The following is a 23,804-nucleotide window of genomic DNA, read 5'->3' as shown; positions in this document are numbered from 1 at the left end:
AGGTGGGCGGGTGAAGACCCTGCTCATCGACAATTACGACTCGTACACCTATAACCTGTTCCAGCTGATCGCCGAGGTCAACGGTCAGGAACCGGTTGTGGTCGTCAATGACGCCGTCGTCGGTGGCGTCAAGGTCGGTGGCGCCATCGCCGATGGTGCCGACGGCAGAATTCCCGATCTTGGCGAATATCTTTCGGAATTCGACAACGTCGTGGTGTCGCCGGGGCCCGGGCACCCGGCCGAGCAGCGGGACTTCGGCATCAGTGCCGCCGTGCTCGCCGAGGCCACCATCCCGGTGCTCGGCGTCTGCCTGGGCCACCAGGGCATCGCGCTCGCGGAGGGCGCCCGGGTGGCGTCGGCCCCCGAGCCGCGGCACGGGCATCTGACCACGGTCCGGCACGACGAACGGGACCTGTTCCGGGGGCTGCCGCAGGGTTTCGCCGCGGTCCGCTACCACTCGCTGGCGGTGCACGAGCCGTTGCCGGAGAGCCTCGAGGCCACCGCCTGGGCGGAGGACGGAGTGCTGATGGGGCTGCGGCACCGGAGCCGGCCGCTGTGGGGGGTGCAGTTCCATCCGGAGTCGGTGCTGACCCAGTTCGGCCACCGGATGCTCGTCAACTTCCGCAATCTGACGGCGGAACGGGCCCGTAGGCCCCGTACGAAGAACACCGCGGTCACCCCCGACGCGGCGGCCATCCCCACGCCGGCCGCGACCATCCCGCGCCAACGGCGCGCCACCCCCGCCTACCGGCTGCACACCCGGCGGATCGCGACCGCCGTGGACGCGGAGGCGGCCTTCGCGCGGATGTACGGGGCGTCGCGGCGGGCGTTCTGGCTGGACAGCTCGCTGGTCGAGGAAGGGGTGTCGCGGTTCTCGTTCTTCGGGGACGACAGCGGGCCGCTCGCGGAGTTCGTGCGCTACGACGTCGACTGCGGGCGGTGCGAGATCGAGCGGTCGGGGCGGCCGACACGCAAGGTCACGGCGAGCGTCTTCGACTATCTGCGGCGGCAGTTGACGAACCGTCGGGTGGACGCCGAGGGGCTGCCCTTCGACTTCACCGGCGGTTACGTCGGCTACTTCGGCTACGAGACGAAGGCCGACTGCGGATCACCGAACCGACATTCGTCCGAACTCCCGGACGCCTGCTGGCTGTTCGCGGACCGGCTGATCGCGGTGGACCATCTGAAGGGGTTCACCTACGCGGTCTGTCTGGCGGAGGACACCACGCAGGCCGCGCGAGAGGCGGACGACTGGCTCGAAGGGGCGCTGGCCCAGCTGACCTTCGTGGCCGTGGGCGCCGAGTGGCCGGCCGGGCGGGCCGAGCCCGACATCGGTGCCGCCGAGCCGTGGCTGGTACGGGACAAGGGGACGTATCTAGCCGATATCGAGGCGTGTCAGGCGGAGTTGCGGGCGGGGACGAGTTACGAGATCTGTCTGACGAACTCGGCCCGGTTACCCGCGCCGCCGGACGCGTTCGAGTTCTACCGGGTGCTGCGGCGGGTCAACCCGGCGCCGTATGCGGCCTTCCTGAGGTTCGGGGACGTCGATGTGGCCGGTTCCTCGCCCGAGCGGTTTCTGCGGATCACCCGGGACGGGGTCGCCGAGGCGCGGCCGATCAAGGGGACCGCGCCGCGTGGGGAGGACCCGGAGGAGGACGCCCGGCTGCGGGACGCGCTGGCGGCGGACGCCAAGACCCGCGCCGAGAACCTGATGATCGTCGACCTGCTCCGCAACGACCTGGGGCGGGTGTGCCGTACCGGATCGGTGCGGGTGACGCGGCTGATGCACACGGAGTCGTACGCGACCGTGCACCAGTTGGTGTCCACCGTCGAGGGGCGGCTGCGACAGGGCACGGACGCGGTGGAGTGCGTGCGGGCCTGTTTCCCCGGCGGGTCGATGACCGGGGCGCCGAAGCTGCGCACGATGGAGATCATCGACGGGCTGGAGACAGAGGCGCGCGGCGTGTACTCCGGGGCGCTCGGTTATCTGGGGTGCAGCGGGGGCGCGGATCTCAACATCGTGATCCGTACGGGGGTGTTCGCCGACGGGCTGATGCAGCTGGGCGCCGGGGGCGCGATCGTGCTCGACTCCGACGCGGACGCCGAGTACGACGAGATGCTGCTGAAGACCGCGGCCCAGATGCGGGCCCTGCATCTGCACACCGCGGACCGGATACGGGAGCAGCGCGAGCACTCGGCGGCACGGGCGGACGTGCGCCGGGAGCGGGCGGCGAGCGAGGAGCCGGTGCGATGACGACTCCGCAGACCCTTCTGACACCGGCCGATTCCGAGGCACCCGGCAATCTCGCCGCCCAGCTCGCCGACTTGGCCGAACGGCGCAGGTGGACCGCGCGAGCCGCCTTCCACCAGGGACATCGGGTCTGGACGCACGGTGAGGTGCACGCGCTCGCGGCGCGGGCCGCCGCCGTGCTGGCCGAGCACGGGGTGCGGGCCGGGGACCGGGTGGTGCTGGCGCTGCCCGACGGGATCGCCTGGGTGACCACCTTCCTCGCGACCGCGCGGCTCGGTGCCGTGGCCGTGCTGGTCAATCCCGAACTGCCCGCCGCCGACCACACGTTCATGGCGCACGACACCGACGCCGTGCTCTGCGTGACCGGTCCGGGCCTGGAGGATCGCTTCGCCGACCGGACCCGGCTCGGCGCCGACCAGCTGCTCGCGCTCAGCGCCACCGCCGAGCCGGCGCCCGCCCGTCCCGTGGACGCGCACAGCCCGCTGTACGTGCAGTACACGTCCGGGACGACCGGTCGGCCCAAGGGGGTCGTGCACACGCACGGCGACCCGAAGACGTATCACGACCTCATCGGGCGGCGGCTGCTGCGGATCACGCAGAAGGACGTGACCCTCTCCGTGTCGAAGCTGTACTTCGCCTACGGGTTCGGGAACGCGTTCGTCTTCCCGCTCTTCTCCGGCTCCTCCGCCGTCCTCGTCGACCGCCGCCCGACCCCCGCCGCCGTCGACGAACTGGTCGCCCGGCACCGGGTGACGCTGCTCTACTCCGTGCCGTCCGCGTACGCGGCGCTGGTCGCCGACCGGGGCAGCGGGCACGAGGCATGCTTCGCCTCCGTGCGGGCCGCGGTGTCGGCCGGGGAGGGCATGCCGGACGGGCTCGGACGGCAGGTCACCGAGCTGCTCGGCGCGCCGGTCCTGGAGCAGATCGGCTCCACCGAGGCCGGGCACGCCTTCTGCGCCAACAGCTTCGACCACAACCACCCCGGCACCGTCGGCCGCCCCGTCCCCGGCTTCGAGGTCGAGCTGCGCGACCGTGCGGGCCACCCGGTCGCGGACGGCACGGAGGGCGAACTCTGGGTCCGCGGGCCCTCGGTGACCCCCGGCTACCTCAACCGCCCCGAGGAGACCGCCCGCACCCTGATCGGCGGCTGGCTCGCCACCCACGACCGGGCCCGCCGTGAACCAGACGGCAGCTACCGGCACTTGGGCCGCACCGACGACATGGAGATGGTCGGCGGCATCACCGTCTCGCCGCTGGAGGTGGAGGCCGTGCTGCGGCTGCATCCCGCGGTGAAGGAGGTCGCGGTGGTGACCGTCACCGACGAGAGCGGGGCGGGGCGGCTGCGCGCCTTCGTCGTACCCGTCGCGCCCGCCGCGAACAGCGAGTTGCCCGACGCCCTGATCGGGCTGGCCCGCGAGCACCTGGCCGCCTTCAAGGTCCCGCGCAGCGTGAGCCTCGTCCCGTCCCTCCCCCGCACCCCGACCGGCAAGCTCCGCCGCCATCTGGTCCGCCAGGGCGCCTGGTGAGCTCCCGGCTCCCAACTCCCAACTCCCATGAAAGGAACGGCCAGATGAGAGAGCAGCAACCCCCGTTCGCCGACCGGGGGTTCTACCTCGGCCCGATGTTCCGCCGCGCCGCCGACCGCCACGGAGCCGTCTTCGTCACCCTGGACCGCCCGTTGGACACGCACCCCCGACTCGGCGTCGACCTCACCTACTCGGCGCTCGCGGACGTCGTCGAGGAGCTGTCGGGGCGGCTGTGGGAGGCGGGTGTACGGCCCTCCGAGCAGGTGGTCGTACACAAGACGGACAACGTCGACATCGTGCTGCTGACGTGCGCGGTCGCGCGGATCGGGGCCGTGCCGGTGCTGCTCTCCCCCGGGCTGGCCGGCGAGGTGGTCGGGGAGTTGGTGGAGCGGCTGCGGCAGCCGTGGCTGATCACCGACCGGGCCAAGCTGGAAGGGCCGCTCAAGGGAGTCGGCCTGCGCGTCCGGCGCGTCCTGTCGGTGGACGAGGCGCCCGGCGCCGACCCGCTGGAGCAGTTCGCGGGTGCCGAACGCCCCGCCCCCGTCCGCCTCCACCCGCGCGAACCCGCCCTGATCACCCACAGTTCGGGCACCACCGGCCTGCCCAAGCTCGCCGTACACTGCGCCAACACCATGTGGAACCGGCTCGTCCCGCAGAAGGCGATGGGCTGGCCGACGCGCGGCGAGACGGCGGCGCTGCACATGTCGTTCGTGCACTCGCGCTTCTACCATCTGCTCGGCGTCCTGCTGCACTTCGGCAGCCCGCTGGTGCTGATCACCGACCCGGAGCCGGCGAAGGTCGGCCCGCTGCTGGCCCGGCACCGGCCCGGCATCGTCGAGACACACCCCAACACCTTCGTGCTGTGGGAGGAGTTGGCCGACGCACCCGGGGCGCCGCTGTCGCGGGTGCGGTCGTACGGCTCGACGTTCGACGCGATCCACCCGCGGACGGTACGACGGCTCCTTGACGCCTCGAAGCGCCGTACCCCTTGGCTGATCCAGCTGTACGGGCAGAGCGAGACCGGGCCGGTCGCCTTCCAGTGGTTCACCCGGCGCAGTGCGGCGCGGGCGGACGGGCGGCGGGTCGGGATCGGGATACCGGGCTTCACGCGCGTGCGGGTCGCCGGGCCGGACGGACGGCGGGTGGCCGCCGGGACGCCCGGCAGGATCGAGGCCCGCACCCGGGGCCGGATCCTCACCTACCTCGGCATGCAGGACCGCTACGACCGTCAACTCACCGACGGCTGGTGGGAGATGGGCGACATGGGCTACCTCAGCCGCCTGGGCTCGCTGCACCTCATCGACCGGGAGATCGACCAGATCGACTCCGTGCACAGCAATCTGGAGGTCGAGGACGCGCTGATGGACCGCCTGGAGGAGCTGCGTGAGGTGGTCATCGTGCCGGGTGCGGACCGGGAGCCGGTTCCGGTGGTGTGCGTACGCGGGGAAGAGCCACTCGACCCCGAGCGCTGGCGGGAGGCGACCGCCGATCTGCCGGCGCTGGCCGAGCCGCGGCAGTGGCGGTTCGAGGAGCTGCCGATGACCGCGACCTGGAAGGTGAAGCGGGTCGAGATCAGCCGGATGCTGGCCGAGGGCGTACGCGCGTGAACCCTGTCGTGGTGGTCGGCGCCGGGCCCGTCGGCCTGTCGGCGGCGCTCGCGCTGCGGGCGCACGGGCTGCCGGTCGCGCTCCTGGAGTCGGAGGCCAAGGACCGGGTGCGGCCGGGCAGCCGGGCCCTGTTCGTGCACCGTGAGACCCTCGCCCTGCTCGACGGGATGCAGCCGGGGCTGGCCGAGGAGATCACCTCGTACGGGCGGACCTGGCGGACGAAACGCACCCTCTACCGAGGCCGGGAGGTGTACTCGCGCACCTTCCCGCCCCGGTCCGGGCCGCCGCCTTTCACCAGCCTGCGCCAGGTCGACACCGAGCGTTTTCTGCGCGGCGCCTGCGAGCGGGCCGGGGTGGAGTTCGTGTGGGAGGCGCGGGTGACGGCCGCGCGCACCACGGCGGACGGGGTCTCGCTGGCCTGCGCGGACGGGCGGGAATGGGAGAGCTCGTACGTGATCGCCGCCGACGGCGCGCGGTCCGCGGTGCGGCGCGGGCTCGGCATCCCCATGGAGGGTGAGCGCGGCGAGGGCTTCCACGTGGTCGTGGACGTGGCCGATGTGCCGGGCGGGGAGCTGCCGTTGGAGCGGGTCTTCCACTACGAGCATCCGGGCGTCGGCGGACGCAGTGTGATGCGGGTGCCGTTCACCGGTGGCTTCCAGGTCGACCTCCAGTGCCGGGACGAGGACGCGCAGGAGGACTTCGGGACCCGGGAGGCGGTACGGCGGTGGCTGCCGGCGGTCGTCGGGGACGCGTACGACCACCGGATCCTGTGGGTGTCGACGTACCGCTTCCTGCGCATGGTGGCGGCCTCGTTCACCGACCCGCACCGGCGGGTGCTGCTGGTCGGGGAGGCGGCGCATCTCTTCCCGCCGTTCGGGGCGCGCGGCATGAACAGCGGGATCGCGGACGCGGCGGCGGCAGCGGAGGCGGTCGCGGCGGGAACCCCGGAGGCGGTCGCCGACTTCGCCCAAGTGCGGCGCGCGGCGGGCCTGTTCAACAGCGCCGCGGCCGGCACCGCCCTCGACCACCTGCGCCCCCGACGCCGGATCGTCCGCGTCAGACAGCGCGCGGCGGCGGCCCTGGCACCGATGCTGCCGTGCTGCGGCGAATGGCTGGAGCACGCCCCGTACGGGCCGCGGAACGGGGCGCCCGCGGTGGCGGGCGGCAAGTACTAGGACTCAAGTACCAGGAGGAGGTACGGCTGTGGCACAACCGGTCGTCGTGGAAGGGCTGTTGGCGTGGTCACCGGCCGGTGGGCTGAGCCCGGCCGGTGAGGTCGGCGGGCGGCTGCTCGTGGCCGACTCCTGGCTGGTGCGGGACGGCAGGGTGCGGGGCCTCGAACGGCACCGGGAACGGTTCCTGCGGTCCTGCGGGGAGGTCGGCGGACCGCCGTTGCGCCGGCTGCTGGAGTTCTGGCAGGACATGACGGCCGCGCTGCCGCGCACCGGCGAGTGGTTCCCCCGGGTCGAACTCGCCGCTGATTCCCATGAGTTACGGCTGCTGCTGCGGCACGCGCCGCCGCTCGGTTCGGCGGTACGGGTCTGGGCCGCCGGTCAGTCCGATCCGCGGACCGTCCCCCGCCGCAAGGGACCCGACCTGGAGACCCTGGCCCGGGTCCGCAGGCGGGCGTCCGGCGAGGGCGCCGAGGAGGCCGTCCTGGTCGCGCCCTCCGGAATCGTCCTGGAGGCGGCCACCGCCAGCGTGCTGTGGTGGGAGGACGACACCCTGTGCCTGCCGCCGCCGCTCCTGCCGGTCCTGCCCGGCGTCACCGTCGCCCTCCTCCAGGACCGCGCCCGCCGCACCGGCATCCGCGTCGCCCACCGTGAACGCACGGTCGCCGAACTGGACGGCCGCGAGGTCTGGCTGGTCAACGCGCTGCACGGCATCCGGCCGGTGACGGCGTGGACGGGAGGGGAACTGCGAGCCGCACCCGCGATACGCGCGCCGGAATGGCGGAAATGGCTCGACGAGACGATGGAGCCGCTGCCGGACAAATAGAACGAGGGCGAATAGAGCGAGAGTGAATAGAAAACACGGGCATCGGTATTTCCGATGCCCGTATTCGGCGTTACTTCTTTGCGGGCTGATAAGCCCCCGGCGCCATCCGCGTCGCAATGGCGATCCGGTTGTACGCGTTGATGACGGTCGCCGCCCAGATCAGCGCCGCGACCTGCCCCTCGTCGAAGACCTCGGCCGCCTCGGCGTACACCGCGTCCGGTACGCGACCGTCGTGTACGAGGGTCACGGCCTCGGCCAACGCCAGTGCGGCGCGCTCGCGTTCGGTGAAGAAGGGCGTCTCGCGCCAGGCGCTGAGGGCGTAGATCCGCTGCTCGGTCTCGCCCGCCGCACGCGCGTCCTTGGTGTGCATGTCGAGGCAGAACGCGCAGCCGTTGATCTGCGAGGCGCGGATCCTGATCAGTTCCAGGAGTTCCGGTTCGACCTTGGCGTCCTGGGCCGCGGTAACGGCGGCGGCGTGCAGGGATCCCATCGCCGAGGAAACGTCGGGGGTGATTTTCTTCAGGGCCACACGGGATATCGGGTCGCTATTACTCATGGGGCGACTCTAGCCATGCGGTGGTAATTCAGGAAGTCGTATTCAGGAATGCAGTGAAGCGCACAGCGCGTCGAGGGCGCCGGACCACGCGTGGTCCGGCGGGGTGCCGTACCCGACGACCAGTGCGTCCCGGCGTTCGACGGTCGCGTCCGGGTGCTGGTAGCGGTGCAGTTCGTGCAGGGCGAGCCCGTGCCAGGCCGCCGCCCGCAGCACCGCCGGCTCGGTGCCGGGCGGCAGCCGCAGCACCAGGTGGAGACCGGCCGCGATGCCGGTGGCCCGCACCTGCGGGGCCCGGCGCGCGAGTTCGGCGACCAGGGCGTCACGTCGGCGCCGGTAGCGCAGCCGGGCGGCGCGGACGTGGCGGTCGTACGCCCCGGAGACGATGAACTCGGCGAGGGTCAACTGGTCGAGCACCCCGCAGGAGTCGGCGCCGCCCTTCGCCCGGACCGCCTCCGCCAGCAGGCTCGGCGGCAGTACCAGCCAGGCCAGTCGCAGGCCGGGGGCGAGGGACTTGCTCGCCGTGCCGGCGTAGACGACGTGGTCGGGGTCGAGGCCCTGGAGGGCGCCGACGGGCTGGCGGTCGTAGCGGAACTCGCCGTCGTAGTCGTCCTCGATCACCACTCCCCCGGTGCGCCGCGCCCAGTCGACGACGACCGCACGCCGGTCGCGGTGCAGGGTGCCGCCCATCGGGAACTGGTGGGCGGGTGTGAGCAGGACCGCGGCTTCGTCGCTCAACTCCCGCGGATCCGTGCCGAGTTCGTCGAAAGGCAGCGGGGCGGTACGCAGACCGGCGTCGGCGAGGAGGTCCCAGTGGACGTCGAGGCCGTACGACTCGACGGCGACACCGCTCCCCCCGCGTCCGCGCAGCACCGCCCCCAGGATGCGCAAACCGTGCGAGATGCCCGCGCACACCAGGATGCGCTCGGGGTCCGCCCGGACACCCCGTGCCCGGGCCAGGTAGCCGGCCAGCGCGGACCGGAGTTCGGGGCGGCCGCGGGGGTCGCCGTAGTCGAGGGCCTGGTGCGGGGCCGCGGTGAGGGCGCGGCGGGCGGCCTTGAGCCACTCGGCGCGGGGGAAGGTGGTGAGGTCGGGGGTGCCGGGGACGAGGTTGTAGGCGGGGCGGTCGCGCTGGTGGGAGCGGGGGGCGGGGGCCGTCGGCGGGACCACCGTGCTCCCCCACTGCCTTGAGGGCGTGGGAGGTGCCCCCATCGCGACCCGCGTGCCCGACCCCTGCCGTGCCGTCAGCCAGCCCTCCGCCACCAGGTCGGCGTAGGCGTCGGCGACCGTGTTGCGGGCGATGCCCAGGTCGGCCGCGAGGGTGCGGGAGGAGGGCAGCCGGGTGCCAGGGGCGAGGCGGCCGGTGCGGACGGCCTCGCGGAGGGCGTCGGTGAGGCCCCGGCGTACGCCGGTCCCCGTCGGCTCCAGGTGCAGGTCGACGCCGTAAGTGGCCCATGATTTCGCCATGGAAATGGACCATACCCTTGGGCTGCCTCGCTCCTAGGGTCGAACCATGACCACACAGGACACCACCGACCACACGGCCGAACGGCCGGCCCGCATGCGCTGGGCGCAGCACGCCCCCGAGGTCTACAAGGCGATGGCCCGCCTGGACACGGCAGCCAAGCAGGGCCTCGACCCCCGCCTGGTGGAGCTGGTGCGGCTGCGCGCCTCCGGGCTCAACCACTGCGCGTTCTGCCTCGACATGCACACCAAGGACGCGCTCGCGGCCGGCGAGAGCGTCCAGCGGATCGTGCAGCTGGGCGCCTGGGAGGAGTCGCGGCACTTCTACACGGAGAAGGAGCTCGCGGCGATCGAGCTGACGGAGGCGGTGACCGTCCTGACCGACGGTTTCGTGCCCGATGAGGTGTACGAGCGTGCCGCCAAGCACTTCGAGGAGGCCGAGCTGGCCCAGCTGATCGCCACCATCGCGGTGATCAACGCCTGGAACCGGTTCGGCGTGACCACGCGCATGGTGCCGGGCCACTACCAGGCGGGCGACTTCGAGTGACGGCCCGTACGCAACTGCTCGACCGTGCCGTGGCGCAGGCGATGTCCGCGGTCAGCGCCGCCGCCAAGCGGGGCCTCGGCGACCCCGCCCTCGCCGAACTGGTCGTCATCCGCGCCTCGCAGCTCAACCACTGCGCCTTCTGCCTCGACATGCACCTCGCCATCGCCCGCAAGCACGGGGTGAGCGAGCGGCAGCTGGACCTGCTCGCCGCCTGGGAGGAGGCCGGGGACGAGCTCTTCGACGAGCGGGAGCGGGCCGCGCTCGCGCTGACCGAGGCGGTGACCGTCCTGACGGACGGCTTCGTGCCGGACCGCGTGTACGAGCGGGCCGCCAAGCACTTCGACGAACCCCAACTCGCCCATCTCATCGGCTTGATCGCCGCCATCAACAACTGGAACCGTGTGATGGTCAGCCGCCGTGTCCCGCCGGGAGGTCACACACCATGAGCAAGGTCGAGGTCTTCCGCGCGCTGCACAGGGGCCGCCTCCCCGGCGATCCCCTCGTGCTGCCGGGTCCCTGGGACGCGGTCAGCGCGAAGGTGCTGGAGGAGGCCGGGTGGCCGGCGCTCGCGACGCCGAGCGCGGGGGTCGCGGCCTCGCTCGGGTACGAGGACGGGTCGACGCCGGCCGACGAGATGTTCGCTGCGGTGGCGCGCATCTGCCGGGCCGTGGACGTGCCCGTGTCGGCCGACGTCGAGGGCGGGTACGGGCTGGCGCCGAAGGAGCTGGTGGAGCGGCTGCTGGAAGCGGGGGCCGTGGGCTGCAACCTGGAGGACTCCGTCGGAGGCGTCCTCAAGGACCCGCGCGAGCACGCCGACTGGCTGGCCGAGGTGCGGTACGCGGCCGGCGACCGGCTCTTCGTCAACGCCCGCGTCGACGTCTTCGAGTACGGCGACGGCGACCCCGAACGGGCCATCGAGCGGGCCGCGTTGTACGTCGCCGCGGGCGCCGACTGCATCTATCCGATCGACGCCCCGGCCGACGTACTGCCCCTGCTGCGGTCCGGCATCCAGGGGCCGATCAACGTGTACGCCAAGCTCGGCGAGGGGACCCTTTCGGCCATCGAGCTCGGTGAACTCGGGGCCACGCGTGTCACGTTCGGGCCCAGGTTGCAGCGCTGGGCGGCGCTGGCGTTCCAGGGGATCGCCGAGGAGCTGAGGAAGCGCTGGTGATCAGGACAGCCACGCCTGCCAAGTGGAGGCGTGGCCGTCCACCCACTTCTTCGCCGCCTGCTCGGGCGTGAGCTTCTGGTCTGCGATCAGCAGCGACACCTCGTTCTGGTCCTCGGTCGTCCACTTGAACTTCTTCAGGAAGGCGGCCGCCTTGCCGCCCTTCTTCGCGAAGTCGGCGTTGAGGTACTTCTGCAGCGGGGTGTGCGGATAGGCGCAGGCGACCTTCGCCGCGTCCGCGTCGCAGCCCTCCTCGTACGCGGGCAGCTTCACCTCGGTCATCGGGACCTTCTTGAACAGCCACTGCGGCGCGTACCAGTACGTCAGGAAGGGCTTCTTCTCCTTGGCGAACTGCCTGATCTGGGTGATCTGAGCCGCCTCCGAACCGGCGAACACCACCTGGTAGTCCAGCTTCAGATTGCTCACCAGCGCCTTGTCGTTGGTGACATACGACGGTGAGCCGTCCATCAGCTGACCCTTGCCGCCGCTCTCCGCGGTGCGGAACAGCGACGAGTACTTGTCGAGGTTCTTCCAGTCGGTGATGTCGGGATGCTGTTTGACGAGGTACGTCGGCACGTACCACCCGATGTGCCCGGTCACCCCGAGCCCGCCGCCCCGCGCGATCGTCTTCTTGTCCTCGACGTACCGCTTCTCCTGGTCGGGGTGGCCCCAGTCCTCCAGGATCGCGTCGACCCGGCCCTGGCTGAGCGCGTCCCAGGCGGGCACCTCGTCGACCTGGACGGTGTCGACGCGGTAGCCGAGCTTGTGCTCCAGGAGGTACTGGGCGACGGCGACGTTCGCCTGCGCGCCGACCCAGGACTGGACGGAGAGGGTCACCGTCCTGGCGCCCCGGGCGCCCGCGAAGGGGGACGCCTGCTTGGTCATGTCGGCGGCGCCGCAGCCGGTGAGGAGGGTCAGGGCGGCGGTTGAAGAAACGATTAGAGCTGTGCGTTTGCTCAGTGCCATGTCACATACCACTCTTCGTTCGGCGTTCCGTCGGCTGCGTCACCCGGTCGAGCATCAGCCCCAGGCAGACGATCGCCGCCCCGGCGACCAGCCCGGTCGCCAGATCCCCCTGAGCGAGCCCGAACACGGCGTCATAGCCGAGCGCGCCCCCACCGACCAGGCCGCCGATGATGACGACGGCGAGGACCAAGACCACGCCCTGGTTGACGGCGAGCAACAACGCGGGCCGGGCGAGCGGGAGTTGGACCTGGCGGAGCTGCTGGGCGGGGGTCGCGCCGAGTGAACGCGCCGACTCCAGGGCGGCGGGGTCCACCTGGCGCAGACCCTGGGTGGTGATCCGTACGACGGCGGGCAGCGCGTAGACCACGGCCGCCGCGACCGCCGGGGCGCGGCCGACTCCGAAGAGGGCGACGACCGGGATCAGGTACACGAACTGGGGCATGGTCTGGAAGACGTCCAGGACGGGCCGGAGCAGACGCTCGAAGCGGTCGCTGCGGGCCGCCGCGATGCCGGTCGCGAAGCCCAGGACGAGGGTGACGGCGACGGCGGCGAGGACCTGGGAGAGGGTGTCCAGGGCCGGGCTCCACACGCCGAGCACGCCGATCGCGGCCATGGCGAGGACCGCGGTGAGCGCGGTGCGCCAGGTGCCGATCAGCCAGGCCAGGGCGGCGACCAGGAGCAGCATCGACCACCAGGGCAGCCACTGCAGGCCGGAGCGGACCGGGTTGAGGACCCAGGTGGTGAAGTGCCCTGCCCAGTCGGCCGTACCGCCGATGTACGGGACGCCCGAGTACAGGTGCGCGGTCATCCAGTCGACGGCGCGGTTGACCGGCTCGGCGATGTTCAGGGTCCAGGCGTCGGGCCAGTCGAGGCGCCCGGCCAGCCGTCCGGCGACCGCCACGGCGACGGCGGCGACGGCCGCGTAGAGCCAGGGGCGGAGGGTGTTTCCGTGCTCCTCGCCGGCGTGTTCGCCCGCGGCGCCGGTGACGCGGTCGAGGACGACGGCGAGCAGCACGATCGGGATGCCGGCCGCCAGCGCGGCGCCGACGTCGACCGAGGCGAGGGCCTGGTAGACGCGGTCGCCGAGGCCGGCGGCGCCGATGACGGAGGCGATGACGGCCATCGACAGGGCCATCATGATCGTCTGGTTGAGGCCGAGGAGGAGCTCCTTGCGGGCCAGTGGGATACGGGCGGTCAGCAGCCGTTGGCGGGAGGTGGCGCCGAGCGAGTCGACGGCTTCCAGGACCTCCTTGTCGGCGCCGCGCAGGCCGAGGGCGGTGAGGCGGGCCATCGGCGGGGCGGCGTAGACGACGGTGGCGAGGACGGCCGCGGGGACGCCCATGCCGAAGACCAGCACGACCGGCAGCAGATAGGCGTAGGCCGGCATGACCTGCATGGTGTCCAGGACCGGACGCAGGGCACGGTCGAGGCGGTCGGAGAGACCGGCCCCGAGGCCGAGCAGGACGCCGACGATCACCGACGCGATGACGGCGACCACCATGAGGGCCAGCGTCTGCATGGTCGGCACCCACATGCCGAGCAGTCCGCAGGCGAGGAACGCGGCGGCCGAGCCCACGGCGAGCCTGACACCGGCGACACGCCAGGCGACGAGCGCGCCGAGCGCCGTGACGCCGGCCCAGCCCGCGGCGAGCAGGACGAGATAGACGGCGCGTACGGAGATGACGACAGCGTTGCTGACGTATCCGAAGCCGTAGAGGAAGAGCGGGTGGGTGTCCCGGTTGTCGATGATCCAGTCGCTGGCGCCGGTGAGGGGTTTGGTGAGGTCGACGGTGAGGGCCTCGGGCCAACTGCCGCTGGCCCACTGGGCGTTGGCGAGCGGGACCAGGATCGCGGCCGCCAGGGCGAGGAGCAGCAGCTTCCGCACGGAGCGGCGCTTCAGGAAGTCGGCGGAGAGCGGGACAGACGTGGTGAGGGTGGCCATCAGACCGCCTCCTTCCGCGGCTCCGTTCCGGCGACGACGCCGATGAGCCTTTCGTGGTCCACGACACCCAGACAGCGCCCGTCCTCGACGACGCAGGCCGCCCGGCCGCTCGCGGCGACCACCTTGATCGCCTCGGCGACGACCGCGTCCGCGGCGATGGCGTCGGGATGCTCGGGCGCCTCGCAGGCGCCGGGCCGCATCGCCGTCCGTACCGTCATCACCTGCTCGCGCGGCACGTCCCGGACGAACTCACGCACATAGTCGTCGGCCGGGCTGCCGACGATCTCCTCCGGGGTGCCCAGCTGGACCACCCGGCCGTCGCGCATGAGCGCGATGCGGTCGCCGAGCTTCAGCGCCTCGCTCAGGTCGTGGGTGATGAAGACCATCGTGCGGCCCTCCTCGCGGTGCAGCCGGATCACCTCGTCCTGCATGTCACGCCGGATGAGGGGGTCGAGGGCGCTGAACGGCTCGTCGAAGAGCAGCACTTCGGGATCGACGGCCAGTGCCCGGGCGAGGCCCACGCGCTGCCGTTGGCCGCCGGACAGCTGCGCCGGGCGGCGCTGCTCCATGCCTTCCAGTCCGACCTTGTCGACGACCTGCTGGGCGCGCGCCCGTCGCTCGGCCTTGCCGACGCCCTGGATCTCCAGGCCGTACGCCACGTTGTCGAGGACCGTGCGGTGCGGGAGCAGGCCGAAGTGCTGGAAGACCATCGCGGCCCGGTGGCGGCGCAGTTCGCGAAGGCGGGACCTGTCCATGGCGCGGACGTCCTCGCCGTCGATGGCGATCGTGCCGGCGGTCGGCTCGATCAGCCGCGTCAGGCAGCGCACGAGGGTGGACTTGCCGGAGCCGGACAGGCCCATCACCACGAAGACCTCGCCCTTGCGGACGTCGAAGGAGACGTCCCGGACGGCGGCCGTGCAGCCGGTGCGGGCGCGGAGTTCGGCGGGGTCGAGGGCGGTCAGTTCGGGGTCGGCCGGGATCTGCTCGGCCTTCGGGCCGAACACCTTCCACAGACCCTGGACGGCGAAGACGGACTCGGTCATCGTGCATCACTTCCGATCAGGTCGACGGCCTTCTCACCGACCATGAGCACCCCGATCATCGGGTTCACGGCCGTCATGGTCGGGAACACGGACGCGTCCGCGACGCGGATGCCGTCCAGGCCACGGATCCTCAACTCCTGGTCCACCACGGCGAATTCGTCGTCCTCGGCGCCCATACGGCAGGTGCCCGCCGGGTGGTACACGGTGTGCGCGACGCTGCGGGCGTACACGCTCAGCTCCTCGTCGCCCGTGATGTGCGGGCCGGGGGCCACCTCGCGCTTGAGCCAGCCGGCCAGCGGCTCGGTCTTCGCGATCTCACGGGCGATACGGATGCCGTCGACGAGGGTCCGGCCGTCGTAGTCGTCCTCGTCGGTGAAGTAGCGGAAGTCGAGGGCGGGCTTCACGGCCGGGTCGGCGCTGGTCAGATAGAGGCGGCCGCGGCTCTTCGGCTTGGGGATGTTGGGGGTCATCGAGACGCCGTACGCGGGGCGTTCGTAGCCGATGCGCTCCGGGTTGTCGGTGAAGGGGACCTGGTAGAAGTGGAACATCAGGTCCGGGCCCGGGTGTTCGGGGTCGCGGCGGACGAACAGGCCGGCGTCGGAGTCCATCGCGGAGTTCTCCGGGATCGGGCCGTTCGTCTCCCAGACGATCACCGACTCGGGGTGGTCGAGGAGGTTCTCGCCGACGCCGGGCAGGTCGTGCGCGACCGGGATGCCGAGCGCTTCGAGGTCGGCGCGCGGGCCGATGCCCGAGTGCAGGAGCAGGCGGGGCGAGTCGACGGCGCCGGCGCAGAGGACGACCTCGTGCCGGGCCCTTACGAGGATCTCCTCGCCGTCCTTCGTGCGCACGTGCACGCCCTCGGCGCGGGTGCCGTTCAGTTCGAGCCGGTACGCCCAGGTCTCCAGCAGGATCGTCAGGTTGGGGCGCTCGTCCATCACCGGGTGCAGATACGCCACCGAGGCGCTGGACCGCTTGTTGTTCTCGGGGTGGTAGGCGAGGTCGAAGAAGCCGACGCCGTCGGTGAACGGCGTGCGGTTGAAGCCCTCGACGCGGGGAACCCCGGTCGCCTGCCGAGCGGCGTCGACGAAGTCGCGGGCGATGGCGTTCCGGTCCTTCTCGTCGACCGGCACGATGTTGTTCTTCAGCCGGGCGTAGTACGCCTCCATCGGCACCGCGCCCCATCCCTTGGCGCCGGCCGCCTCCCACTCGTCCCAGTCGGAGGGCAGCGGCTTGAAGGCGATGAGGGTGTTGTGCGAGGAGCAGCCGCCGAGGACGCGGGCGCGGCTGTGGCGGATGTGGGAATTGCCCCGGGGCTGCCGGGTGGTCGGGTAGTCGTAGTCCAGTTCGCCGCCGAGGAGGCCCATCCAGCGGCGCAGGGTCAGGACGTCGTCGCGGCCGACGTCGCTGGGGCCGCCCTCGATGACGGCGACGGTGACGTCGGGGTTCTCGGTGAGGCGGGAGGCTATGACGGAACCTGCGGTGCCGCCGCCGATGACGACGTAGTCGTAGAGGTGGGGGTTCTCGGGCATGGGGAGATTGCTCCAAATAGCTTGGTACGAGCGAAAGTTCAGAAGGCTCAGCCCGCGAACCAGCGGACCGGCTTCGGCGCCAGGTTCTGGTAGACGTGCTTCGTCTCCCGGTACTCGGCCAGGCCCGCGGGCCCCAGCTCACGGCCCACCCCGCTCTTGCCGAAGCCGCCCCACTCCGCCTGGGGGAGGTAGGGGTGGAAGTCGTTGATCCAGACCGTGCCGTGGCGCAGGCGGCCGGCGACTCGGCGGGCGCGGCCGGGGTCGGTGGTCCAGACGGCGCCTGCCAGCCCGTACTCGGTGTCGTTGGCGAGCGCGACGGCCTCGTCCTCGGTCCGGAAGGTCTCCACGGTCAGGACAGGCCCGAAGACCTCTTCCCGTACGACCCTCATCTCGCGATGGCACTGGTCGAGGACCGTGGGCTCGAAGAAGTAGCCGGTGGCGGGCCGGTCCGCGGACGGCTCCGGACGGCGGCCGCCGGCGCGCAGCACCGCGCCCTCGGCCAGCGCGGAGTCGACGTACGCCTCGACCTTGGCGCGCTGCTGCTCGGAGACGAGCGGGCCGCACTCGACGCCGTCGGCGTTGCCGCGGCCGAGGCGGATCCGCGCGGCCCGGCGGGCGAGTTCGGCGACGAAGCGCTCGCGGACCGTCTCCTCGACGATGAGGCGGGCGCCCGCCGAGCAGACCTGGCCGCTGTGGATGAAGGCGGCGTTGAGGGCCTGGTCGACGGCGGTGTCGAAGCCCTCGTCCGTGGCGCAGGCGTCGGCGAAGACGACGTTGGGGTTCTTGCCGCCGAGTTCGAGGGCGACCTTCTTGACGGTGGGCGCGGCGGCCTGGGCGACCTTGGTGCCGCTGACCAGGCCGCCGGTGAAGGAGACCAGGTCGACGTCGGGGTGCTCGGCGAGCCGCGCGCCGACCGTGTGGCCGGGGCCGGTGACGACGCCGGCGACGCCGGTCGGCAGGCCGGCCTCGGCGAGCAGGTCGATCAGGGCGACGGTGGTGAGCGGCGTGATCTCGCTGGGCTTGATCACGAAGGTGTTGCCGGCCGCGAGGGCCGGGGCGATCTTCCAACTGGCCTGGAGGAGGGGGTAGTTCCAGGGGGTGATCAGCGCGCACACCCCCACCGGTTCGTGTACGACGACGCTGTGGATGTCGGTCGAGCCCGCGTCGACGACCCGCCCCGGGGCCTCTCCGGCGACCAGGTCGGCGAAGTAGCGGAAGGCGTCGGCGACGCAGTCGATGTCGACGCGGCCCTCTTCGAGGGTCTTGCCGGCGTCGCGGCTCTCCAGCGCGCCGAGCCGTTCGCGGTCGCGTACGAGCAGATCGGCGACCCGGCGCAGCAGGGCGGCGCGCTCGGCGGCCGGAGTGTGCGGCCAGTCGCCGTCGTCGAAGGCCCGGCGGGCGGCGGCGACCGCCAGGTCCGTGTCCTTCTCGTCACCCTCCGCGACCAGGGCGAAGGCCAGGCCGTCCGCGGGGTCGATGATCTCGCGCGTGGCACCGGCGACGGCGTCCCGCCACTCCCCGGCCACGTGGATGGTCGCCTGCGCGTCCAGTCCCTGGGTTTCCGCTCTGTCCGACATGATCCGCACTTGCCTTCCGTTCCTGTTCAGTTCCCCTGAGTGACACGGATGTCACTCACGAGGACCGTGAGCGCCTGCCCCTCGCCCCGCGTTGCATGCGCAATCCATGTCCGAAAGTGCGCCGCGTCACTGAACATGCGGGCAAATAGGGCGAACCGTACGCTGGTGGGCGCGGGGGTGACGCTCGGGGGTAACGCGCACCACGGAGCACCACGGAGGTGACGCCATGGCCGGCAGAGCACCGAGGCGCGGAGCACTGGTGTGTACGGCGGCGGGCGCGGCCCTGCTGCTGACGCCCGCGCTCGCGGTGGCGGACGACGGCGGGGACCTCTCCGCGCAGCAGCTCGCCCAGCAGGCGAAGAAGAACCTCCTCGCCGCGAAGTCGGTCCATCTGAAGCTGACGGACCGCAGCGCGGGGACGTCGACGAGCGGGACCCAGCCGACCTCGATGGACCTGGCCCTCGACCAGGACGGCAACTGCGTCGGCACACTGCGGATGGCCGGCAAGGGCGGCAGCGTCGAACTGATCAAGCGCGGCGAGCAGGTGTGGATGAAGCCCGACACCGCCTTCTGGAAGTCCCAGGTCCCCGGCGGCCAGGGCGACGCGGTGGCCGAGCTGTTCAAGAACCGCTACATCCACGGCTCCACGAAGGACGCGATGCTGAAGGGTCTGGCCGACACCTGCGACCTCGGGGCCTTCCAGAAGGAGGTCGACCGCGGGTCGTCCACGGAGGGCAAGTCGCTGAAGAAGGGCGCGGAGACGACGGTCGAGGGCACGAAGGTGATCCCGCTGACGGGCACGGAGGACGGCAGGAAGGCGGTTCTGTACGTCACTTCGGACGAACCGCACCGGCTGGTCGAGGCGACGCAGCGGGGCGGCGGCACCAACACGACACTGACCTTCACGGATTACGACAAACCGGTGCCGTCGAAGACGCCGTCACCGGACGAGACGGTGGACATCGGCAAGCTTCAGCAGGAGTTGCAGAACATCTGAGCCACGGTCGTGTCAATCGATACCGGCGTCCGCGTCGCAGGTCGTGTACGGCGGGCAGAACCAGTCCAACGCCGTGGTGAGGTTGGCGAGTTCGGCGCCGCTGCCGTCGGAGTCGGGGCCGTAGGCGGCGATGGCGTAGATGTTGCCGTCGGCGGCCACGAAGCGTTCGTCGTAGACGTGCCAGGTGCCGATGTCCGGCTCGCCGTTGAGGGAGTCGGCGATGTACTCCAGTCGGGAGCCGGTGAACCGCCCGTCGTCCAGGGTCTGGAGGTCGAGCTTCTCGAAGCCCGGGGGCTTGGGCACCTGGTCGGAGAGATACAGCCTGAAGGAGGCGGCGGGAGAGGCCTCGGAGACCTGGTAGATCTGAAGGCGGTGCTCGCGGTCGGGGCTGCGGTAGTTGACCACGGCGATCCCGTGCTGCGAGGCCACGCTGTTGCGCGACCACCCCTCGGGCACGGCGATCCGGAACCCCTCGGTGTCGTCGTGCAGCTCGTACCCGGAAGGCGGAGCGGAGGCGGAAGGGGAGGGCACGGTGGTGTCCTCGACGGTGGGCGACTGCGATACGCCGGACGAGGAGGCGTCGACGGAGGGGCTGGCCGCGACAGCCCGCTTGCCGTCGTCGCCACCGTCCTTCCCGACGACGAAGGTCAACACGAGACTGACGGCAACGCCGACGGCAGCGGCACCGACGACTACGGACCAGACGAGACGCCGGTTGAGCCCGGTGGTGGTGGGGACGGGCGCGGTGGGTTGCTCTACGGGGGGCCAGGAGGAGCCGGTGGACCAGGGGGTGGAGGGAGCGGGGGGTGGGGTCGACCAGCCGCTGGAGGCGCGGTCGGCCGACGGCCAAGCCCCAGGAACAGGAACAGGAGTAGGAGTAGGAGTAGCACCAGGACCAGAACCAGGACCGCCGTCCACCACCGTGCCGCCGGCCCCCGGCCCATGCCAGGCGCTCTCCCCGCCGCCACCAGGCCAGCCACCCGGGTCAGGGGAGGCGGCAGGGCCGGAAGCCGAACCCTCGGCCTGCTTCGGAGGCTCCGCCGAGACAGGGTCTCCGGCGGACGAGCCCGCGGCAGCCGCGCCCACCGAAGCCCCCGGCACCCCCGCCGCCGGCTCGAACCCCGGCCGCGCCGGCGCCGGAAGCGTCGGCCCGGTCAGCGGGACGCTCCCCGTGCCGTCGCCGTCCTCCCAGCGCTGGGTGTCCTCGTTCCAGTACCTCGGTCCCCCGCTCATCCCTACCGCCCGCCCCCGCTCATCTCGACCGATCTCCCCAGCTCACCGCCACCACCCACCGCGCTCATCGAACCCCTCTCACAGCCCGGCCGGCCCGCCCCTTCACAACCCCCGTCCGCCCTCCACTCACGGCCCCAACCAGCCCCCCACTCACAACCGCAGCCCCACCAACCCCGCCACCGCCCCCGCCGAAGCGAGGACCGTAAGCAGGGCCTGGGAGTCGGTGAGGAGTTCGCGGAGGCGTTCGCGGCGGGTGGGGGTCGCCTGGCCCGTCGTGGTGATCTCCGTCTCCGTCTCGGCCAGCGCGGCGTCCAGCGCGACCGTCTGCTCGCTGCTCCGCACCTTCTCCTGGAGATCGGCCCGGAGCGCACGCACCGCCTCAAGCAACTGCTGAGCCGTCTCGTCGAGTTGCGGCCCACCGCCCTGGTGCACGTGATGACTCTCGGCCCGGGCATGGCTGCCCACGGCGAACGTGTTGTTCCCCGAGATGTTCCCGATGTTGACGCCCGGCTCACTGCCCGTCGCTTCACTGCCCATTGCCGGCGGCTCCCTTCGACGGCCCCGGGCCGTCCGAGACATTGGTGGACGCGGCGGACGCATGGCTGCCCACCGCGAAGGTGGACCCCTCGATCCGCCCGATGTTCACATCACCGTTGCTGATGTTGACGACCTTCTGGACGAACTCCCCGGTCTCGTAACCGGATTCGGCGAGCGCGATCCGCACCCCGTTGGCCACCCGGTCCTGCACGCTCTTGAGATAGCGCCGTACGTCCATCTCCTGGAACGTCGACCCGACCGTCACCGAGCCCAGCTCACGGACGGACAGGGACGGCCCGTCCGGCAGCGCCCCGGCATACCCCCCGGTCAGCAGCCGCCACACGTACACGACACCCCGCCCGAGCTGGGCCAGCGCCCGCCCCGCCGACGCCGGCACCTGCGTGGCCGCCCCCGCCGCCTTGCCCAGCGCGTTGTTGTTCCGGAACCGGTGCGCCGTACGATCCGCGTCCTTGAAATCCGTCCGCACCGGCGTCAGCACATGCGGAGCGATCTCCAGCATCAGCATCCGCCCCTGCGTGTGGATGCGCACGAAGACCGTGACGACCAGCTCCTCCTCCCAGCCGCCGACCCGGATGCGCAGGAAGTGCCGCCGCTTCTCGGCACCCTCCTCGACGGCCCGCGCCCGGTGCTCCTCGAAGGCCTGCTGGTTGTACGGCGCCTGCTCGCGCCCGAGCAGCCCCTCGGCCGGCAGGAACACGCACTCGTCGATCTCCAGCCACCGCAGCCGGTCGCGCACGCCCTGCCCCGCGAACTCGGCCGGGATACGCAGCTGTTCGAGCAACGGCCGGACCCGCTCCAGGATCGCCCGGTTGCTGAGCGGCTGCTGCTCCTGCAACTCGTCCGGCCGCAGTTCGACGGCGAGCACCCAGGTGTCGTACGCCGCGCCGGCCCCGCAGAACGGCCGCGCCTCGTGGTACATGACCAGCGGCGCGTGCTGCTCGGTCCGGATGCGCTGCTTCAGCCGCTGGAAACGATCGTTGTCGGCGTGCTCGGCGGGATCACCGGCGGCGTCCGGGAAGCGCTGGGCGGAGAGCTCGGCGGCCAGCGCGCGGCTGAACTGGTTGCGCTGCACATGCACGCACCAGCCGATCAGCGCGAACACGACGAGCGCGATCCAGGCCTGCCAGGGACGGACCGCGCCGGCGATGTCGCTCGGCCCCGGCACCAGGTCACTGAAGCTGTCCGGCCCGGAGGAGTAGGGATCGTAGGGGTCGTACGGGCCGCTCGAAGAACTGCTGTACCCGGAACTGCCGTCCGAACCGCCCCCGAAGGCGGCGATGACGGTGGCGACGAACAGGAAGGTGAAGAAGAACCGCCCGCCCCAGCGGAACAGGAACGCGAAGAAGCGGCGATACAGGGGCGGTTCCTCCGCGCGCCCCCTGATCCAGGGCGCGAGCGCGAGGTAGAAGCCCGGCACGAGGAAGAGCAGCAAGAGGCCCGCGCTGAGCGCCGTGCCGACCACCCACAGCCCGATGATCGCGCCGGCCCAGAGCAGCTCCTGACGCCGGGCACGCAGCGCGTGGGCGAGAACGCGGGCGGCGTCGAACCCGAGCGAGGGCGCCACGATCCGCTGCTCGTTGAGATGCAGCTCCTCGATGACGCGGTCGCGGTAACCGGAGTCCAGATAGGTACCCGCGCACAGCAGCCGAGTGGCCTCACTGGCGTGCGGCGGCGCGGGCGGCGCGGCGGGCGGAGCCCCGGAGGGCGTCGCCGACTGCGGTTGCTCAGGCACGAATGCGGTACTCACGCCAATCCCCCGATGCGTGGAAAGTCCCTTGTCATACGTTCAGTTGACAAACCATCAGCATAGAGCGACGGGTGGGGCGGGCGAAACCGGAATGACGTGGGATGGACTCCCCGGATTTCTTTGACTAAAGTCAAAGAACTATGGAGCCCGAAAAGCCGGTACCGGCGGAGCAGGTCGCCGCTCTCCGTCGCTTCAACCGCTACTTCACCCGCCGCATCGGCGCCCTCGACGACCACTACCTCGGCCAGGACCGCCCGCTCGGCGAGGCCCGGCTGCTGTTCGAGATCGCCGGGAAGCCGGGCGGGGTGTCCCTGCGTGAGCTCAGGAGTCGGCTCGGGCTGGACGCGGGTTATCTGAGCCGGATGGCCAAGGCGCTGGAGACCCAGGGCCTGGTCCGGCTCCGCGCCCACCCCGACGACAACCGCCTCCGCATGATCGAGCCGACCCCGGCCGGCCGCATGGAGGTCGAGGAACAGAACCGCCGGGCCGACGCACTCGCCGCCGGCCTCCTGGACACCCTCGCCCCCGCCCAGCGCGACCGGCTCATCGAGGCGATGACCACCTCACAGCGCCTGCTCCGCCTGGCCGCGATCACCGTCGACCTCGTGGACGGCGCCGCCCCGGACGCCCGAGCCTGCCTGGACGCCTACGCCACCGACATCGACGCCCGCTTCCCCGAGGGCTTCGACAAGTCCGACCTGGTGAGCCCCGAGGAGGTGTCCGGCACGGCGGGCGCGTTCTTCGTGGCGTACGAGGAGGGCCGCCCCGTCGCCTGCGGAGCGCTGCGCCGGCTGGAGCAAGGGGTGGGCGAGATCAAGCACGTATGGGTGGCCCAGGAGGCCCGGCGGCTCGGGCTCGCCCGCCGCCTCCTCGACACGCTGGAGCAGGAGGCACTCACCCGGGGCCTCACGGTCGTCCGCCTGGACACCCACGCCACCCTCACCGAGGCCCAGGCGATGTACCGAGCCTCCGGCTACAAGGAGATCCCGCCCTACACAGAGCACATCTACGCAGGTCATTGGTTCGAGAAACACCTCAACAACGCGCCCCGTTAGGGGCGCGGGGAACTGCGCGAGCAACCACCGACGAACCCGCAGC

Annotated in this window: 20 protein-coding genes; 10 read left to right on the top strand and 10 right to left on the bottom strand. The window is 71.7% G+C overall.

The genetic code is table 11. From position 1 onward, the window contains the following. Window positions 1-10 precede the first annotated feature (10 nt). The 5 genes from pabB to ACQEWB_RS29600 are packed head-to-tail and all read left to right on the top strand — an operon-like array spanning window position 11 to window position 7,382. On the top strand, window positions 11-2,254 hold the full coding sequence (pabB, locus tag ACQEWB_RS29620) for an aminodeoxychorismate synthase component I (RefSeq protein ID WP_432836263.1): 2,244 nt from the start codon (window positions 11-13) through the stop codon (window positions 2,252-2,254). Next, on the top strand, window positions 2,251-3,777 hold the full coding sequence (locus ACQEWB_RS29615; protein ID WP_432836261.1) for a benzoate-CoA ligase family protein: 1,527 nt from the start codon (window positions 2,251-2,253) through the stop codon (window positions 3,775-3,777). The genes pabB and ACQEWB_RS29615 overlap by 4 nt, the downstream gene beginning before the upstream one ends. A 44-nt stretch (window positions 3,778-3,821) precedes the next feature. Further along, window positions 3,822-5,384, top strand: coding sequence for a class I adenylate-forming enzyme family protein (locus ACQEWB_RS29610; protein WP_432836259.1), 1,563 nt, complete (start codon window positions 3,822-3,824; stop codon window positions 5,382-5,384). Further along, entirely contained in the window at window positions 5,381-6,559 is a 1,179-nt protein-coding gene (locus ACQEWB_RS29605; RefSeq protein WP_432836257.1) for an FAD-dependent monooxygenase, read from the top strand. The genes ACQEWB_RS29610 and ACQEWB_RS29605 overlap by 4 nt, the downstream gene beginning before the upstream one ends. Before the next feature lie 28 nt (window positions 6,560-6,587). After that, window positions 6,588-7,382, top strand: a complete 795-nt coding sequence (locus ACQEWB_RS29600; protein ID WP_432836255.1) for an aminotransferase class IV — start codon at window positions 6,588-6,590, stop codon at window positions 7,380-7,382. Window positions 7,383-7,452: 70 nt separating this feature from the next. On the opposite strand, the gene ACQEWB_RS29595 is transcribed toward ACQEWB_RS29600, so the two are convergent. Then, window positions 7,453-7,938: a carboxymuconolactone decarboxylase family protein gene (locus ACQEWB_RS29595; protein ID WP_432836253.1), complete on the bottom strand. Its 486-nt coding sequence runs from the start codon at window positions 7,936-7,938 to the stop codon at window positions 7,453-7,455. 42 nt (window positions 7,939-7,980) lie between these two features. Continuing rightward, the gene (locus ACQEWB_RS29590) at window positions 7,981-9,402 is read right to left on the bottom strand and encodes a PLP-dependent aminotransferase family protein (RefSeq protein ID WP_432836251.1); all 1,422 of its coding nucleotides are present in this window, start codon (window positions 9,400-9,402) and stop codon (window positions 7,981-7,983) included. A gap of 46 nt (window positions 9,403-9,448) precedes the next feature. Here ACQEWB_RS29590 and ACQEWB_RS29585 point away from each other — a divergent pair, with 46 nt between their 5' ends. From ACQEWB_RS29585 to ACQEWB_RS29575, 3 genes are read left to right on the top strand one after another with little or no spacing between them, the layout of a single operon-like run. Beyond that, a complete protein-coding gene (locus ACQEWB_RS29585; protein WP_432836249.1) occupies window positions 9,449-9,946 on the top strand; it encodes a carboxymuconolactone decarboxylase family protein in 498 nt (165 codons plus the stop codon). Beyond that, window positions 9,943-10,392 carry a carboxymuconolactone decarboxylase family protein gene (locus tag ACQEWB_RS29580; protein ID WP_432836247.1) on the top strand — a complete coding sequence of 150 codons (450 nt, stop codon included), beginning with the start codon at window positions 9,943-9,945 and terminating at the stop codon, window positions 10,390-10,392. Before ACQEWB_RS29585 ends, ACQEWB_RS29580 begins: the two co-directional genes overlap by 4 nt. Further along, window positions 10,389-11,117, top strand: a complete 729-nt coding sequence (locus tag ACQEWB_RS29575) for an isocitrate lyase/PEP mutase family protein (protein ID WP_432836245.1) — start codon at window positions 10,389-10,391, stop codon at window positions 11,115-11,117. Before ACQEWB_RS29580 ends, ACQEWB_RS29575 begins: the two co-directional genes overlap by 4 nt. Here the strand turns inward: ACQEWB_RS29575 and ACQEWB_RS29570 are convergent, their stop codons facing one another. From ACQEWB_RS29570 to ACQEWB_RS29550, 5 genes are read right to left on the bottom strand one after another with little or no spacing between them, the layout of a single operon-like run. Then, entirely contained in the window at window positions 11,118-12,080 is a 963-nt protein-coding gene (locus ACQEWB_RS29570) for an ABC transporter substrate-binding protein (protein ID WP_432836243.1), read from the bottom strand. Between the two features lies 1 nt (window position 12,081). Then, entirely contained in the window at window positions 12,082-14,022 is a 1,941-nt protein-coding gene (locus ACQEWB_RS29565; RefSeq protein ID WP_432836240.1) for an ABC transporter permease, read from the bottom strand. Beyond that, the gene (locus ACQEWB_RS29560; RefSeq protein ID WP_432836238.1) at window positions 14,022-15,065 is read right to left on the bottom strand and encodes a quaternary amine ABC transporter ATP-binding protein; all 1,044 of its coding nucleotides are present in this window, start codon (window positions 15,063-15,065) and stop codon (window positions 14,022-14,024) included. Before ACQEWB_RS29560 ends, ACQEWB_RS29565 begins: the two co-directional genes overlap by 1 nt. After that, complete coding sequence (locus tag ACQEWB_RS29555) at window positions 15,062-16,594, bottom strand: GMC family oxidoreductase (RefSeq protein ID WP_432836236.1); 1,533 nt, start codon at window positions 16,592-16,594, stop codon at window positions 15,062-15,064. Before ACQEWB_RS29555 ends, ACQEWB_RS29560 begins: the two co-directional genes overlap by 4 nt. Before the next feature lie 47 nt (window positions 16,595-16,641). Next, a complete protein-coding gene (locus tag ACQEWB_RS29550) occupies window positions 16,642-18,171 on the bottom strand; it encodes an aldehyde dehydrogenase family protein (protein WP_432836234.1) in 1,530 nt (509 codons plus the stop codon). Window positions 18,172-18,397: 226 nt separating this feature from the next. Between ACQEWB_RS29550 and ACQEWB_RS29545 the strand changes: the two genes are divergently transcribed. Then, entirely contained in the window at window positions 18,398-19,168 is a 771-nt protein-coding gene (locus ACQEWB_RS29545; RefSeq protein ID WP_432836232.1) for a hypothetical protein, read from the top strand. Between the two features lie 12 nt (window positions 19,169-19,180). Here the strand turns inward: ACQEWB_RS29545 and ACQEWB_RS29540 are convergent, their stop codons facing one another. The 3 genes from ACQEWB_RS29540 to ACQEWB_RS29530 all read right to left on the bottom strand — a co-directional run bounded on the left by ACQEWB_RS29540 (window position 19,181) and on the right by ACQEWB_RS29530 (window position 22,706). After that, window positions 19,181-19,822 (bottom strand): hypothetical protein, encoded by a 642-nt coding sequence (locus tag ACQEWB_RS29540; protein WP_432836230.1) that lies wholly within the window; start codon window positions 19,820-19,822, stop codon window positions 19,181-19,183. Window positions 19,823-20,551: 729 nt separating this feature from the next. After that, on the bottom strand, window positions 20,552-20,938 hold the full coding sequence (locus ACQEWB_RS29535; protein ID WP_432836228.1) for a hypothetical protein: 387 nt from the start codon (window positions 20,936-20,938) through the stop codon (window positions 20,552-20,554). Then, on the bottom strand, window positions 20,928-22,706 hold the full coding sequence (locus ACQEWB_RS29530; protein WP_432836226.1) for a hypothetical protein: 1,779 nt from the start codon (window positions 22,704-22,706) through the stop codon (window positions 20,928-20,930). The genes ACQEWB_RS29535 and ACQEWB_RS29530 overlap by 11 nt, the downstream gene beginning before the upstream one ends. A 140-nt stretch (window positions 22,707-22,846) precedes the next feature. Between ACQEWB_RS29530 and ACQEWB_RS29525 the strand changes: the two genes are divergently transcribed. After that, the gene (locus ACQEWB_RS29525) at window positions 22,847-23,761 is read left to right on the top strand and encodes a GNAT family N-acetyltransferase (protein ID WP_432836224.1); all 915 of its coding nucleotides are present in this window, start codon (window positions 22,847-22,849) and stop codon (window positions 23,759-23,761) included. Window positions 23,762-23,804: the final 43 nt, after the last annotated feature.

It is taken from the genome of Streptomyces sp. CA-249302, from assembly GCF_050936785.1.
In the GTDB taxonomy this organism is placed as follows: domain Bacteria; phylum Actinomycetota; class Actinomycetes; order Streptomycetales; family Streptomycetaceae; genus Streptomyces.
Note: the sequence above shows the minus strand (reverse complement) of the source record. Positions and strands in the feature narration are given on the sequence as shown.